Origin of the sequence: Tamlana carrageenivorans, assembly GCF_002893765.1 — a bacterium.
GTDB lineage: Bacteria > Bacteroidota > Bacteroidia > Flavobacteriales > Flavobacteriaceae > Pseudotamlana > Pseudotamlana carrageenivorans.
The window spans coordinates 3,733,604-3,750,385 of record NZ_CP025938.1 but is presented as its reverse complement, the minus strand read 5'-3'; the positions used below and the strand labels follow the sequence as shown (position 1 = coordinate 3,750,385).

Sequence of the window (16,782 nt, the reverse complement as noted above, 5' to 3'; positions counted from 1 at the left end):
GGTAGTATTACTTAAAGCATAAGAAGAATTCCTTTTAAAAATAAGCTTTTTATTTTGTATTTTGCGAAGCCTAAAAAAATAAATGGCCATGAGGTCGCTTGGTTTATTGTGTTTACAACGAATTCAAGTTCTACATATTAATAGTTTCAAAGCTGTTAAATTATGACCTACAAGTAATGCCAAACCAGATTAATTCTATTATATGAATACTTATACAGATTATCTCAAAGAGATTGAAGAAAGAAAAGAACAAGGTCTTCACCCTAAGCCAATAGATGGTGCAGAATTATTAAGCGAAATTATTGAACAAATTAAAGATGTCGATAATAAGCATAGAGAGGAATCTCTAAACTTTTTTATCTATAATGTACTACCAGGAACCACTAGTGCTGCTAGTGTAAAAGCTAAGTTTTTAAAAGAAATCATTCTTGGAGAGTCTGTTGTTAAAGAAATCACTCCTGCTTTTGCTTTAGAGCAATTATTGCATATGAAAGGTGGGCCATCAATTGAAGTGCTTTTAGATTTGGCACTTAGTGATGATGAAGCTATTGCTAAAGAAGCTGCGGAAGTTTTAAAAACTCAAGTTTTCCTTTATGAAGCTGATACGACTCGTTTAGAAGCTGCTTATAAAGCAGGAAATAGCATTGCTAAAGAACTTATTGAAAGTTATGCTAAAGCAGAATTTTTTACAAAGCTTCCTGAAGTTGAAGAAAAAATTGAAGTAGTTACTTTTATTGCCGGTGTAGGTGATATTTCTACCGATTTATTATCTCCTGGAGGTGATGCGCACTCAAGATCAGATCGTGAATTACATGGTCAATGTATTTTTGAACATAATAAAGCACAGCAAGAAGAGCTTAAAGCCTTACAAGCACAACATCCAGATAAACGTGTGATGTTAATTGCCGAAAAAGGAACCATGGGTGTAGGTTCATCGAGAATGTCTGGTGTAAATAATGTGGCTTTATGGACAGGTGTTAAGGCTAGTCCATATGTACCATTTATAAATATAGCTCCAATTATTGCTGGAACCAATGGTATTTCTCCAATTTTCTTAACCACTGTTGGAGTAACAGGAGGTATTGGAATCGATTTAAAAAACTGGGTTAAAAAGACCGATGCTGAAGGGAATGTTATCAAGGATGAAAATGGCGATCCTGTTTTAGAAGAAAAATACTCTGTAGCTACAGGTACAGTACTTACTGTTAATACTAAAGAGAAAAAATTATACCACGGAGACCAAGAATTAATTGATATTTCAGCGTCATTAACACCTCAAAAAGTAGAGTTTATTAAAGCTGGAGGATCTTATGCTGTTGTTTTTGGTAAAAAACTTCAAACGTTTGCATCTAAAGTTTTAGGTACAGACGTTATTCCGGTTTACGCACCATCAAAAGAGATTTCTATTGAGGGTCAAGGACTTACGGCTGTTGAAAAAATATTTAATAAAAATGCTGTTGGATCAACGCCAGGTAAAGTATTACACGCTGGTTCTGATGTTCGTGTTGAAGTTAATATTGTAGGGTCTCAAGATACTACAGGGTTAATGACATCGCAAGAATTAGAGATGATGGCAGCGACTATTATTTCGCCTATTGTAGACGGGGCATACCAATCGGGTTGTCATACCGCATCGGTTTGGGATAATAAATCGAAAGCGAACATTCCAAGGTTGATGAAATTCATGAACGATTTTGGATTGATTACAGCACGTGACCCTGAAAACAAGTACAAGCCAATGACCGATGTAATTCATAAGGTACTTAATGATATTACTGTTGATGACTGGGCTATTATTATTGGTGGAGATTCTCACACGAGAATGTCTAAAGGTGTGGCTTTTGGAGCAGATTCAGGAACCGTAGCTTTAGCGCTTGCAACAGGCGAAGCTTCTATGCCAATTCCACAATCGGTAAAAGTAACTTTTAAAGGTGAAATGAAACCGTACATGGATTTCCGTGATGTAGTGCATGCAACACAACAACAAATGTTAGCGCAGTTTGGTGGTGATAACGTATTCCAAGGACGTATTATTGAAGTACACCTAGGAACCCTTACTGCCGATCAAGCCTTTACATTTACAGATTGGACTGCAGAAATGAAAGCAAAAGCATCGATCTGTATCTCTGAAGATGAAACCTTAATTGAATCATTAGAAATTGCTAAGAGCAGAATCCAAATCATGATCGATAAAGGAATGGATAATAAATTAAACGTTCTTAAAGGATTAATTGCAATTGCTGATAAACGTATTGCCGAAATTAAATCTGGCGAAAAACCAGCTTTAGCTCCTGATGCTAATGCTAAATATTTTGCTGAAGTGGAAATTGATCTTGAAAAAATTCAAGAGCCAATGATTGCCGATCCAGATGTAAATAATGAGGATGTTTCTAAACGTTATACACACGATACCATCAGACCATTATCTTATTACGGCGGAACGAAGCAAGTAGATTTAGGTTTCGTTGGATCTTGTATGGTTCATAAAGGGGACATGCAAATTTTGGCTCAAATGTTAAAAAACATTGAAGCCTTACAAGGTAAAGTTGAATTTAAGGCACCATTGGTTGTTGCGCCTCCAACGTATAATATTGTAGATGAATTGAAAGCAGAAGGTGATTGGGAAGTGTTACAGAAATACTCAGGGTTTGAGTTTGATGACAATGCCCCTAAAGCTGAAGCGCGTACTAAATATGAAAATATGCTCTATTTAGAGCGCCCTGGTTGTAACCTTTGTATGGGTAACCAAGAAAAAGCTGAACCAGGTGATACGGTTATGGCCACTTCTACGCGTCTATTCCAAGGTAGAGTTGTAAAAGATTCTGGCGAGAAAAAAGGAGAGTCTTTATTATCTTCAACGCCGGTAGTAGTATTATCTACTATTTTAGGAAGAACACCTAATTTAGAAGAATATCAAGCTGCAGTAAAAGGTATTAACTTAACAAAGTTTAAACCATCAAGTAAATTGTTAGCAGTCTAATAATATATAAGTAATAACATAAAAAAAGCCTGAGTTTTTCGCTCAGGCTTTTTTTTGTATGGTTAATAGTCATTAGCCTTCATTTATTTTGGATCAAGAGCAAAAGTTGGGGGATTTTAGAATTAAGCAAAAATAGTAGTTAATCTATAGAGGAAGAATTTTACGTTTCTTACGCCTCTGAACTGTGCTCTAAAAGCCTTAATTTTAGCATTGAAAGCTTCTGCTGAAGCGTTGGTACTTCTATTATCAAAATAGTTTAGAATGTTTTGATAGTGAACAGACATGGTTCTGGATATAGTATTAAAGCTTTTAAAGGCTGCTTGTCTAACTTTTTCATCCCATTTAGCTAATCGTGTTAGTGCGGAAGTTTTATCCTGAGTATTGTTAAAAATCCAAGATAAGTTCTGGCATAGTTTGTATGCTTTTTCTATATCAGGATAGTGTTTAAATAGTATCACTGATCTTTTAGCTTGGTTTTCAGTCCACTTATTGCTTGGCTTATAGAGTAAATATCTTCCTCTTGCCAGTAGTTGTTTTAATGTATCTCCGTTTGGAAGTATTTCAGGTGTGTATTTTAAAGATTTACTTCTAGCGTCTTCTATGGCATCATTTTCAAAATCGATGGCTTCCCACCTGTGTTTTATTCTTATTTCTTGCAAAGCGTCCAATGCTAATTTCTGCACATGAAAACGGTCTATAACTAAGGAGGCATTGGGGAATGATTTTTTAACAATGAGTCCCATGTTTCCTGCCATATCCAGAGTCACTTCTTTAACTTTATTTCTTTGTTTTAAAGGAATTTCATGAAGTATTTTTATCACTGTTTCAGCTTTAGTTCCTTTAACTATAGCTACTATAGAGCCTTTCTTTCCTTTGGCATCTTTATTGGTTAAGATGGTGTAGAGTTCGCCATTGCAAAAAGCGGTTTCGTCAAGCGATAGGTAGCTTCCTAGATTCTCAGGGTACAATAGCCAATCTTTTGCATGGGCTTTTTGATCCCAAGATTTAAAATCACTTAAGTGATCTTTGTACTGGCGTTGCAGTTTCTTGCCGTTAACACCGTAGAAAAATCCAATGGTGTGGCAATCCGTAGCTTTAGTATGGACTAATTTCTTTTAAAAAATCAGCAAACTCGGCGGTCATCCGTGTTCCCTGTGCTACTAAATTCCAATCTCTATGAACCACTTCATTGGTTTGCTTATTCAGCCATCTGCGGCGTTTTATATGAAGGTAAACATTTTTACCTCGTATAGGGAAGTCTTGAACGGTAGCCTCAGAAAAGAAGCCTTTGGAATGAAGTTTAGTTCCATTAAATTCTTCGGGAATCGTGTTTAGTTCTGTAAAATAAAAATGTAGTGCTTCTCCTTTAATTTCGTGCTTGTCCAAATCAAAATACTTCATAAGTATTTCTGGAAGTAATAAATTGGCTATGGCTAATAATGAATCTGATGACATTAAAAATTTTTATTCAAAGATCTTCTTTTTTTAAATACTCCCCAACTTTTGTGCTTGATCCTTTATTTTTTAACTGTTATTAGGTTTTAAAGACTACAGTTTCCAATATATTTTCAAAATACTTATTGTTTTAATTAAGACAAAGTAGGTTTTTTCTTATTTTTGCAAACTTGTAAAATACATAGGTTTAAATGCTTATCATTTTGAAATAAAATAACAAGCTTCATTAAAGCTAATTGCCGTATTTTTAAAAACAGTTAACCCAAACTCAACCATAATTTATGAAATATTTTTCTTTAACCTTAGTGCTGGCTATTCTATTTTTTACTGGATGTAAAAACGATTCTAGTGTGTCTTTGAACAACATTCAAAAGTTTAAAGATCATATATTTGAAGTAACCACTGGAATTATTTCTACTAAATCTAATATTAAAGTGGTTTTAATAAACCCGATGAAAGATGTTTCTTCGGAAGTTGAGTTAGACAAAAGTATATTAAAAGTGGCCCCTAAGATTGCAGGTAAAGTTGTTGCACTGAACAATAGAACGATTTCCTTTATTCCAGAAAATAAATTTGAATCGGATACGAGATATACATTTACTTTAGATTTGGGAGCTATTCAGGATGTAAGCAGCGAATATGAGAATTTTGTTTTTGATGTAAAAACAATGAAGCAGGATTTTCAAGTGGTAACAAATAACTTAGAAAGTTATTCTAGAGATTGGCAATATTTAAACGGCACTTTAAGATCTAGCGATGTTATTCTAAAATCAGTAGCAGAAAAATTAATAACGGCTAAACTTAAAGGTAAAACCTTACCTGTAAAAATCCTAAATGAGAGTTTAGAGAACAATTATTTTAAATTTAAAATCGATAGTATCAGACGCTATGAAAAGGATAGTTACCTTGAAATAGAATGGGATGGTAGTGATTTTGATATCGATACTCAAGGTGATTATACCTTTAATGTCCCAGGTAAAAACAATTTTAAGGTTGTAGATATCAATGTTTTTGATGAAAAAAATAAATACATAGAAATTAATTTTTCCGATCCTATAAAAAAGAACTTTAACCTAGATGGTTTTATAACTATTGAAGGCAAAAAAGATTTGTCATTTTCATTTATTAACAATGTGGTTCGTGTTTATGTAGGTCATTTGGAAGAACCCAAAACATTAACCATTAAAAGTGGTATTATAAACCAATATGGATACAAACTAAAAACGTCTTTAACAAAGGAGGTTAGTTTTGAAGAAATTAAACCCAATGTAAAACTATTACAAAATGGTACCATTTTACCAACTTCGGAAAACCTTAAATTTAATTTTGAAGCGGTAAACTTAAGGGCTGTAGATGTTACTATTATTAAAATTTTTGAAGATAATGTATTGCAATTTCTTCAAAATAATAATTTAAGAGATAGCACCGAACTTTTGCGTGTTGCCAGACCCATAGCCAAAAAGACCATTAATTTAGCTAAATATAAAACCGATTTATCAAACTGGAAATCCTATTCAGTGGATTTAAAAAGCATCATCAATCCCGACCCAGGTGCTATTTATCGTGTAGAATTAAGTTTTAAAAAGCAATATTCTAATTATCAATGTGCAGGTGATGATACCAGCGAAATTGAAGAAACTGTTATTAACTACGATCAAGAAGCTCCAGAGAGCAGTAATTGGGATAGTTCCTATTATAATGAAGATAATGGAGGCTATAATTGGAGAGCATCCAATAATCCTTGCCAGCATTCCTATTACAGAAATAAAAAAGTTAGTACCAATCTATTATCGTCCAATATTGGTGTTATTATAAAACAAGGGGCAGATAATAATTACTTTTTAGCTGTAAGTGATATTATTACAACCAATCCCATTTCAGATGCCGAGGTTAAATTCTATAACTACCAGCAACAACTAATAGGGAAACAAAAAACAGACGCCGAAGGTAAACTTGTGTTTCCTATTACTTCAAAAGCCTATTTTGCAGTAGTTACAAAAAACAAGGTAAGTACCTATGTTAAGTTAAATGATGGAAATGCTTTATCTGTAAGTAAATTTGATGTTTCTGGAGCAGAATTAAAGCGAGGTTTAAAAGGTTTTATCTTTGGAGAACGTGGGGTTTGGCGACCAGGAGATACTTTACATTTATCCTTTATGCTCAATGATAGTAAAAACAAATTGCCCGAAAATCACCCCGTAAAATTAGAGGTTTTGGAGCCTTCAGGTGCTTTATATTTTTCAGAGATTAAAACCAAGGGATTAAATAACTTTTACAAATTTACAGTGCCCATTAATGATGATAGCTATACAGGGTCTTGGATGGCTAAAGTGAGTGTTGGTGGTGCTGTATTTACAAAAAAACTAAGAATAGAATTTATTAAACCCAATAGATTGAAAATCAAAACTTCAATCCTAGGCTATGTTTTAACCAATAAAGAGGTGCATGGAAATATCGAAGCGGTTTGGTTGCATGGAGCAAAGGCTAAAAATTTAAAGGCAGATGTTATTGTGACATACAAGTCGATAAAAACGAGTTTTAAAGCGTTTCCGAGTTATGTGTTTGACGACCCAACTAAAGTGTTTTCTGGAACAGAACAGCTGATTTTTAATAAAAATTTGGATGGTAATGGTAAGGGATTTGTAACATTTAGACCAAGCACAGGCACTAGTGCTCCGGGCTTATTAAAAGCAACTTTTGTGTCTAAAGTATATGAAGAAGGTGGTGACTTTAGTACCGATGCCTTTTCGACCGACTACGCACCCTTTGGTTCTTATGTTGGAATTTTAGCACCTAAGGGAGATGCTGCAAGAAATATGTTGCTCACCGATACCAAACATAAGTTTGAAGTGGCTACAGTTGATGCTTATGGAAAACCTAAAGCAATTAACGATTTAAAAGTGTCTATTTTTAAGGTAAACCATAATTGGTGGTGGAATGAAGATGAAGATAACTTATCGTCTTTCGATACAAGTTCGAGTAAAAATGAAGTGTTTTCAACAACGGTATCTACAAATTCAGATGGTAAGGCTGTCTTCGATTTTGAGCTAAAATATCCAGAATGGGGACGTTATTTGGTGTATGTTTATAATAATGATTCTGGACACTCAACAGGAGAAATGGTTTTTATCGATTGGCCAGGATGGGCAGGAAAGGCTCGAAAAGGAGATCCTTCAGCAGCAACGATGCTTACTTTTTCAACCGATAAAGAGCAGTATGAGGTGGGAGAAAAAGCGCTTGTTACTTTTCCTTCATCAGGTTCAGGAAGGGCTTTGGTTACCGTTGAAAATGGTACGGGTGTGATTAGTTCATTATGGATAAAGTCTAAAAAAGGAGATACGAAGTTCGAGTTACCAATTACGGAAGATATGACTCCCAATGTGTATATAAACATCAGTTCATTACAAAATCATAATAATACCCAAAACGATTTGCCTATTCGAACGTTTGGATTAAAGGGCATTCATGTTGAAAACCCTGAAACGAGACTCGAACCTAAAATTTCCATGCCAGATGTTTTAGCACCAGAAAAAGAGGTGGCTATCAAAGTTTTTGAGGCAAATGGCGCGGCAATGACCTATTCTATCGCTATTGTAGATGAAGGCCTATTAGATTTAACTCGATTCAAAACCCCTAACCCTTGGGATACTTTTTATCAAAAGCAAGCATTAGGTGTGAAAACCTGGGATATTTATGATGATGTTATTGGTGCCTTTGGAGGAAAAATTAATCAAGTTTTTAGTATTGGTGGTGATGATATGCTTCAAGCAAGTAAGAATAAAAAAGCAAATCGATTTAAGCCTGTCGTTATTTATCAAGGGCCGTTTAAACTAGATGCAGGTAAGAGTGAAACTCATAAAATCAAAATACCTAAATATATAGGGGCTGTTAAAACGATGGTGGTGGCTCATAATCCTGAAAAGGAGGCTTATGGTCATGCTGAAAAATCTACTCCAGTTCGTAAACCTCTAATGGTGTTGGCTTCTATGGCAAGAAAGGTGGTTCCTGGCGAAAAAGTTAGAATTCCAGTGACGATTTTTGCTATGGAAAATAAAATTAAAAGTGCCAATGTATACATAAAAGTTAATAATGTTTTTAAAGTAATTGGGAGGTCAACAAAAACAATATATTTTTCTGGTCCCGATGAAAAAATAGCATATTTTGATGTAGAAGTGCTTAAGGATGGAATTGGAAAAATTGATGTGAATGTTAGTGGACATGGTGAAAAAGCATCTTATAGTTTAGAGCTAAATGCCTATAATCCTAATCCAAAAACCATCGAATCTATAGGAGGTGTCATGCAACCTAATAGCTCACAAACATTTGAATTTAATACTTTTGGTGTATCAGGAACCAATGAGGTAAAATTAGAAGTTTCAGCTTTTCCTTCTATTGATTTTACCAGCAGAATAGCCTATTTAATTGCTTATCCTCATGGATGTGTGGAGCAAACAACATCTGCTGCTTTTCCGCAGTTATTTATTAATGATATTTTTAAAATTTCGGATGCCAAGAAAGATGAAACTCAAACAAACATTCAAATAGCCATAGATAAGTTATCTAAATTCCAAAAGGCCGATGGTGGCTTTTCATATTGGCAAGGTCAGAGTTTTGCAGATGATTGGGCTACTAGCTATGTTGGGCATTTCTTTTTGGAAGCTGAGAAAAAGGGATTTGTACTTCCTTTGGATTTCAAAACGAGATGGATAGACTACCAAGAAAAGGAAGCGAAGCGTTGGAGTGAGTCAGATAATCAATTGGCTCAGGCTTATCGACTGTATACGCTGGCATTGGCTCAGGAACCAGACAAATATTCTATGAATAGATTTCGTGAATTGGCCATTCAAAATACATTAAATGATGTGTCGAAATTACGATTAGCCGCAGCTTATGCTTTATCAGGGAAACATAGCGTTGCTAAAGAATTAATTGGAGATTTTGATATTCATCAAGCTTTGGACAGTATGGATATAAGTGAAACAAATTATGGCTCTAAACAGCGAAATTTAGCAATGATTTTAGAAACGTATATGCTTTTAGATGAACAATTAAAAGCCAAAACTATTGCAGATATTTTAGCAACCGAATTATCTGGTAATCAGTATATGAGTACTCAAACGACGGCATATTGTCTTCTGGCCATGTCCAAATACGCCAATTATGTCGGGAATAAGGGTATTGACTTAACGTACAGTTTTAACAGGCAAAAAATGCAATCTGTTAAAGCAGATAAAGCCTTAATACTTGAGGGTATTAAAATTAATAAGGAACATAATACCTTTAAAATTGAAAATAAAAATGATAATGTTATTTATGTAAGACTACTTAATATGGGGATATTACCTATTGGAAGTGAAAAGGTTATTCATAATAACTTGACTTCAGAAATAACTTTTACAGATAAATCTGAAAATCATATAGATATTACTAGCATCAGCCAAGGAACAAACTTTGTAGCCCATATCACATTAACGAATCTAACTTCAGCTAAAATAGATAACGTGGCGTTAAAAGCTCTTTTTCCTTCAGGATGGGAAATTATTAATACACGATTTAATACGGGAGCAAGTTTAAATTCTCAAATCACCCATGAAGATATTAGAGATGATCGTGTTAATTTTTATTTCGACTTAAATCCGAATCAAACAAAAAGGTTTAAAGTGTTATTAAATGCATCGTATTTGGGGAGTTATTATTTACCAGGGTTACAGGCAGAGGCCATGTATGATCAAAATTATTTTACCCGTGCAGAGGGGCAATGGGTTGAAGTAACGAAGTAAAGGATGTTAAGGCGTATCAAATATTTTTTGATTAAGAATAAATTTAAAGTACTAGTTTCACTGGTGGTCCTTATAGCGTATGTCTTTTGTTTACCAAATAAATTATTTGACAGTCCAACTTCTACAATTTTAGAAAGTCGTAATGGGGAGTTGCTCGGGGCTTTAATTGCAAATGATGGGCAATGGCGTTTTCCGAAGTTAGATTCGGTACCTGATAAATTTAAACATTGCATTACAACCTTTGAAGATGCCTATTTTTATAGGCATCCTGGTTTTAATCCTGTGTCAATGGTTAAGGCTTTTCAGGCCAACCTAAAAGCAGGCAAAGTTGTTAGAGGAGGGAGTACAATTACGCAGCAAGTTATCCGATTATCACGAAAAAATCAACCCAGATCTTATTTTGAAAAAGTTATAGAAATTATCCTATCCACCCGATTGGAGTTAAGAGATTCAAAAGTAACCATTTTAAACACCTACGTTTCAAACGCTCCATATGGCGGCAATGTTGTGGGCTTAGAAGCGGCATCCTGGCGCTATTTTAAAACATCTCCGCATAAACTATCTTGGGGGCAGTGTGCGTTATTGGCTGTATTACCCAATGCACCTAATTTACTTTATCCTGGAAAAAATTCTAACCAACTTATTAATAAAAGAAATGCATTATTAAAGAAATTATTTGACTCCGGAGTCATCGATCAAACCACCTATGAATTATCCATTGAAGAACCTGTGCCAACGAAACCTCAAAAGTTGCCACAAATAGCTCCGCATTTATTGCAAAAAATAGCAAAAACCCAACAAGGAGAACGTGTTATTAGCACTATAAATACGCATTTCCAAGAATTAACGCTTCAAATTGTCAACAGGCATCATAAGCAGCTAACACAAAATGGTATTCACAATATGGCTGTGTTAATTTTGGATGTAAAAAGTAAAAAAGTGCTTAGCTATATAGGAAATACAAATACAAAAAACCAGCACCAAAAAGATGTTGATATTATTCTCGCACCAAGAAGTACAGGTAGTGTTTTAAAACCACTTTTATATATGGCTATGCTAGATACTGGTGAGTTATTGCCAGAAACATTATTAGCAGATGTTCCAACTACGATTGGAAATTATAAGCCAGAAAATTTTAGTCTTAAATATTTGGGGGCTGTTTCAGCTAAAGAAGCGCTTGCTAGATCACTAAATATACCTGCAGTAAGGATGTTGCAGGATTTTGGTTTGACCAGATTTTATGATGTGTTACAAAAATTAGAATTGTCCCATATAAATAAAGGTGCAGATCATTATGGGTTGTCAATAATTCTTGGAGGTAGTGAATCAAGTTTATGGGATATATGCAATGCTTATGGCAACTTGGCAGGAACCTTAAATCATTTTAATGAAAATTCGAGTCAGTATTACACCAATGAATTTCAAAAGTCTGGTTTTTCCAGTGAATCTCATGCTAATTTAGGAAAATTAAATTTTGATAAGGCTGTTTTTAATGCTGGCAGTATTTATTATGGTTTTGAAGCGATGAAAGAACTAAATAGACCTAGTGATGATAATTCATGGCGTTATTTTGAGTCGGCTCAAGAAATCGCCTGGAAAACAGGAACCAGTTTTGGTAATCGGGATGCTTGGAGTGTGGGGTTAACATCAAATTATGTCGTTGGGGTATGGGTTGGAAATGCAGATGGTGAAGGTAGGCCTGGGTTAACGGGAGTTTCTGCAGCAGCCCCAGTAATGTTTGATGTGTTCGATGCTTTGCCAAAATCAGCATGGTTTTTAAAACCCATAGACGATTTGGTAGAAGCCAAGGTTTGTGATAAAAGCGGGCAGCTAGCCTCAGATATTTGTCCGGATACGATTAAACAAATCCCTGTAAATGGATTGGATAGTGGCTTGTGTATGTATCATAAGCTGGTTTATTTAAACCAAGATTGTACCTATAGAGTTAACGCTTCGTGTGAAAGAATAGATGATATGGTTAAAACCTCACAATTTGTACTACCTCCATTAATGGCTTGGTATTATAAAACTAATCATGCCGATTATAAATATTTACCGCCTTTAAAAATGGGCTGTGAAGGTGAAGAAACGCCTGTAATGGCGTTCACAGAGCCGTTAAATACCAATACCATAATTGTACCTAAGGGCATTTCAGGAGAAAGAAATAAAATTATTTTTAAAATAGTCCATACCAACCCGGAAGCACAAATTTATTGGTATTTGGATGATCAATTTTTAAAGGTAACCCAAAATTTTAATGAATTAGCCATCAATTTAACTTCAGGATATCGTATGGTTACTGCCTTAGATGAAAACGGGAATAGTATTGTTAAAAGAATCCGTGTGAAATAGGCAAGTCTTATGTTTTAAAATAAAGAGCGTCAAATAGTTAAGTAATACCGTTAAAAGTGGTTTCGATAAAGCAAAGGAAGCTTCTTTAATAATCTTTCTTTATTTCGTATATTGTAATATTTAATTAACCCAATATTAAAACAAATTTTATGGCATTTGATATAGACAGGATAAAAGGTGTTTACGAAAATATGGCAGTACGCGTAAATAAAGCTCGCGAAATTGTTGGTAAACCGTTAACGCTTTCAGAAAAGATTTTATATGCCCATCTTTGGGATGGTACGCCTACCAAGGCCTTTGGTAGAGGTAAGGACTATGTAAATTTTGCGCCAGATAGAATTGCTTGTCAAGATGCGACAGCGCAGATGGCTTTATTGCAATTTATGCAAGCAGGAAAAACTAAAGTCGCCGTGCCAACTACGGTACATTGCGATCACCTTATCCAGGCTAAAGATGGTGCTGAAAAAGACTTAAAACATGCTAATAGCGTAAGTAGTGAAGTTTTTAATTTCTTAGAATCGGTATCAAATAAATATGGTATTGGTTTTTGGAAACCTGGAGCAGGAATTATTCATCAAGTCGTTCTAGAAAACTATGCCTTTCCTGGTGGTATGATGATTGGCACCGATTCTCATACGGTTAATGCGGGAGGTTTAGGTATGGTCGCTATTGGTGTTGGTGGTGCCGATGCGGTAGATGTGATGGCAGGTATGGCTTGGGAATTAAAATTTCCGAAATTAATAGGAGTGAAATTAACTGGGAAATTATCTGGTTGGACGGCTCCAAAAGATGTTATTTTAAAAGTTGCTGAAATTCTTACCGTTAAAGGAGGGACAGGTGCTATTGTAGAGTATTTCGGACCTGGAGCAACGGCTATGTCTTGTACAGGAAAAGGAACCATTTGTAATATGGGAGCCGAAATAGGAGCAACCACTTCTACATTTGGTTACGATGAGTCCATGGAGCGCTATTTGCGTGCTACAGATCGTGCCGATATTGCCGACGCTGCAAATAAGGTTAAAGAACATTTAACAGGTGACCCTGAAGTTTATAATAATCCAGAGCAGTTTTTTGATGAAGTTATTGAAATTAATTTATCTGAATTAGGACCGCTATTAAACGGACCTTTTACGCCAGATTTATCTACTGAAGTTGGTGCTTCCATGACCGAAAAAGCTAAAGCCAATAAATGGCCTATAAAAGTGGAATGGGGCTTAATAGGGTCTTGTACCAATTCATCTTATGAGGATTTGTCAAGAGCATCTTCTATAGCTCAACAAGCCTTAGATAAAGGTTTGAAAATGAAGTCTGAACTAGGTATAAACCCAGGATCGGAGCAAGTGAGATATACCGCCGAACGTGACGGGATTCTTCAAGTTTTTGAAAATCTAGATGCCAAAATTTTTACAAATGCTTGTGGACCATGTATTGGCCAATGGGCGAGATATAGCGATCCGAAAAATGCACCTAAAAATAGTATCGTACATTCTTTTAATAGGAATTTCGCTAAACGTGCCGATGGAAATCCAAATACACATGCCTTTGTAGCCTCTCCCGAGATAACCGCTGCCATTGCGATTGCTGGTCGCTTAGATTTTAATCCGATTACAGATAAATTAATAAATGAAAATGGCGAAGAAGTCATGTTCGACGAACCTACAGGTTGGGAATTACCTCCAAAAGGATTTGCTGTTGAAGATAACGGGTATATAGAGCCCGAAGCAGATGGAAGTCATGTGGAGGTTGTGGTCAACGAGGATTCGGAAAGACTACAATTGTTAACACCTTTCGAACCTTTAGGAAATAACATTATGGGCGCGAAATTATTAATAAAGGCCTTCGGTAAATGTACTACAGATCACATATCCATGGCAGGTCCTTGGTTGCGATTCCGCGGACATCTAGATAACATTTCTAACAATTGTTTAATTGGAGCAGTTAATGCCTTCAACAAGAAGACTAATTTTGTTAAGAATCAACTAACTGGTGATTATGCTGGTGTTCCAGACACAGCAAGGGCATACAAAGCTGCTGGGGTAAAATCGATAGTGGTTGGTGATCACAATTACGGTGAAGGCTCTTCGCGTGAGCATGCAGCTATGGAACCACGACATTTAGGTGTGGCCGCTGTTATTGTAAAATCTTTTGCGCGTATTCATGAAACAAACTTGAAAAAACAAGGGATGTTAGGTTTAACTTTTGCAAATGAATCGGATTACGATTTAATTAAAGAAGACGATACATTTAACTTTTTAGATTTAAATGAATTTGCACCAGAAAAGCCTTTAACTTTAGAAATTGTCCATTCCGATAATTCTAAAGATACGATCTTGTTAAACCATACTTATAATGATGCGCAAATTGCCTGGTATAATGAGGGGTCTGCATTGAACTTAATTAAAAAGCAAAATGCCTAACCTCTTCATTTAAAACAGTAATTGACGCTGTTTTTATGATATGATTCATAACATTTCAAAAGATCATCCGAAAGGATGGTCTTTTTTGTAAGTAAAAACGCTTCTTTTCGTCAAAACATAAAAATAACTTTCATGGATAATTTTTGGTATTTAGACGACGTTAATGTTTTTAAAATTTTATGTCCGCATAAATTTAAAACCTTTAAGGATTGCCATAACTTTAACGTTTATAAACCAAAAGATTATATTTATTTTGAAGATGATCATTCTAATAAAATATTTTTAATCGAAAAAGGGAAAGTTAAAATTGGCTATTACACCTCAGATGGTCTGGAAGTCGTAAAAGCTGTTTTAAGAAAAGGAGATGTCTTTGGCGAAAAGGCAATCTTAGGAGAAGATGTTCGAAATGAATTTGCCCAAGCTTTAGATAAAGAAACCGTAATATGTTCTGTAAACGTTTCAGTGTTGCATGAACTTATGCGCGATAATAAAACATTTTCTTTAAAAATTTATAAACTCATTAATTTTAGAATTCGAAAATTAGAACGCCGGCTGCAGCTCTTGTTATTTAAAGATGTACGCACCCGGTTAATGGAATTTCTTCAAGAACTTTGTGAAGAATACGGCGTATGCTGCGAAAAAACAGGCAATATAAAAATATGTCACCCCTATACCCAAAAAGACATGGCTAGTTTAATAGGAACTTCTAGACCTACTATAAATTCAATTATGAATGAGCTAAGAGAAGAAAAACTTATTGACTTCAATAGGAATGAAATTTTTGTCTATAAAAAAGTGAGCTAATGTAAGCTAGCTAACTTTTTATCTTCTTTTTAGAGTTTAATTTTGAACTAAACTAAAAACATGAAATTATGATTAAGCCATTTAAACTTTTTGCCTTATTCGCTTTATCAATTGGTTTTACCAATTGTTCAAACGATGATGATAATACACCAAAAACATCCGATTTAACTTTAAACATTGAAGGCTTGGAAAACCTTGGAGATGATTACGTTTATGAGGGATGGATTATGGTTGATGGAACACCACAAACTACGGGGCGTTTTACAGTAAACGATAGTGGTGAGTTGTCGGATAACGATTTTGCTTTAAATGCGAACGACCTAGCAGAGGCTACAGCTTTTATTCTAACTATAGAACCTGCTGTTGGTGATGATCCAGCACCTAGTAAAACACACATATTAGCAGGAGATTTTAATGGAGCTCAAGGTGATTTAACCATTGCTCATGGTGCTGCCTTAGGTGATGATTTTAGCGGTATTTCAGGTAACTATTTCTTGGCAACGCCAACAAATAGTGATGATACTGATGAGAAAAGCGGATTATGGTTCTTAGACACTTCTTCAGGAAGTCCTGCGGCAGGATTGGATTTGCCTGTTTTACCTGAAGGCTGGAAATATGAAGGTTGGGCAGTTAAAGGACAACCAATTACAACCGGAACATTTTTAAAGGTTAATGAGATGGATGATTTTAAAGGTTTTAGTGGTCCCATGGCAGGCCCGCCATTTCCGGGAGAAGATTTTCTCGTAAATGCACCTGCAGGACTAACTTTTCCATTGGATTTATCGGGAGGAATAGCTGTGATTTCTATTGAGCCAGACCCAGATAACAGTCCAGCGCCATTTCTATTAAAGCCATTAGTTGGTAACATTTCCAGCAATGCCATGCAGCATGTAACTTATAATATGTCACCAAACTTAAGCTTTCCTTCCGGAACAGTTTCTAGATAAAATATTTTTTCTTTTAAATCTAGTAAAGCTGCTGTAATGGCAGCTTT

8 protein-coding genes are annotated in these 16,782 nt (G+C 35.2%); 6 read left to right on the top strand and 2 right to left on the bottom strand.

The window, feature by feature from the left end:
• The first annotated feature begins 202 nt into the window (after positions 1 to 202).
• A complete protein-coding gene (locus C1A40_RS16515) occupies positions 203 to 2,980 on the top strand; it encodes a bifunctional aconitate hydratase 2/2-methylisocitrate dehydratase (protein ID WP_102996853.1) in 2,778 nt (925 codons plus the stop codon).
• Between the two features lie 122 nt (positions 2,981 to 3,102).
• Here C1A40_RS16515 and C1A40_RS16510 read toward each other — a convergent pair whose 3' ends face one another.
• Positions 3,103 to 4,023 (bottom strand): ISAon1 family transposase, encoded by a 921-nt coding sequence (locus C1A40_RS16510; protein ID WP_338418089.1) that lies wholly within the window; start codon positions 4,021 to 4,023, stop codon positions 3,103 to 3,105.
• 52 nt (positions 4,024 to 4,075) lie between these two features.
• The gene (locus C1A40_RS16505; RefSeq protein WP_102994345.1) at positions 4,076 to 4,435 is read right to left on the bottom strand and encodes an ISAon1 family transposase N-terminal region protein; all 360 of its coding nucleotides are present in this window, start codon (positions 4,433 to 4,435) and stop codon (positions 4,076 to 4,078) included.
• A 281-nt stretch (positions 4,436 to 4,716) separates the two neighbouring features.
• On the opposite strand from C1A40_RS16505, the gene C1A40_RS16500 reads away from it, so the two are divergent.
• The 5 genes from C1A40_RS16500 to C1A40_RS16485 all read left to right on the top strand — a co-directional run bounded on the left by C1A40_RS16500 (position 4,717) and on the right by C1A40_RS16485 (position 16,735).
• Positions 4,717 to 10,215 (top strand): alpha-2-macroglobulin family protein, encoded by a 5,499-nt coding sequence (locus tag C1A40_RS16500; protein ID WP_199287721.1) that lies wholly within the window; start codon positions 4,717 to 4,719, stop codon positions 10,213 to 10,215.
• A 27-nt stretch (positions 10,216 to 10,242) separates the two neighbouring features.
• Complete coding sequence (gene pbpC / locus C1A40_RS18370) at positions 10,243 to 12,567, top strand: penicillin-binding protein 1C (RefSeq protein ID WP_338418056.1); 2,325 nt, start codon at positions 10,243 to 10,245, stop codon at positions 12,565 to 12,567.
• Positions 12,568 to 12,716: 149 nt separating this feature from the next.
• The gene (locus C1A40_RS16495) at positions 12,717 to 14,984 is read left to right on the top strand and encodes an aconitate hydratase (RefSeq protein WP_102996851.1); all 2,268 of its coding nucleotides are present in this window, start codon (positions 12,717 to 12,719) and stop codon (positions 14,982 to 14,984) included.
• A 132-nt stretch (positions 14,985 to 15,116) separates the two neighbouring features.
• Positions 15,117 to 15,788, top strand: coding sequence for a Crp/Fnr family transcriptional regulator (locus C1A40_RS16490; RefSeq protein WP_102997248.1), 672 nt, complete (start codon positions 15,117 to 15,119; stop codon positions 15,786 to 15,788).
• A 68-nt stretch (positions 15,789 to 15,856) separates the two neighbouring features.
• Positions 15,857 to 16,735, top strand: a complete 879-nt coding sequence (locus C1A40_RS16485; RefSeq protein WP_102996850.1) for an anti-sigma factor — start codon at positions 15,857 to 15,859, stop codon at positions 16,733 to 16,735.
• Positions 16,736 to 16,782: the final 47 nt, after the last annotated feature.

Excerpts from the sequence above, each read along its gene's own strand:
- C1A40_RS16495 (WP_102996851.1), top strand. The coding sequence starts at position 12,717 with ATGGCATTTGATATAGACAGGATAAAAGGTGTTTACGAAAATATGGCA.
- C1A40_RS16505 (WP_102994345.1), bottom strand. The coding sequence starts at position 4,435 with ATGTCATCAGATTCATTATTAGCCATAGCCAATTTATTACTTCCAGAA.
- C1A40_RS16500 (WP_199287721.1), top strand. The coding sequence starts at position 4,717 with ATGAAATATTTTTCTTTAACCTTAGTGCTGGCTATTCTATTTTTTACT.
- C1A40_RS16485 (WP_102996850.1), top strand. The coding sequence starts at position 15,857 with ATGATTAAGCCATTTAAACTTTTTGCCTTATTCGCTTTATCAATTGGT.
- C1A40_RS16515 (WP_102996853.1), top strand. The coding sequence starts at position 203 with ATGAATACTTATACAGATTATCTCAAAGAGATTGAAGAAAGAAAAGAA.
- C1A40_RS16490 (WP_102997248.1), top strand. The coding sequence starts at position 15,117 with ATGGATAATTTTTGGTATTTAGACGACGTTAATGTTTTTAAAATTTTA.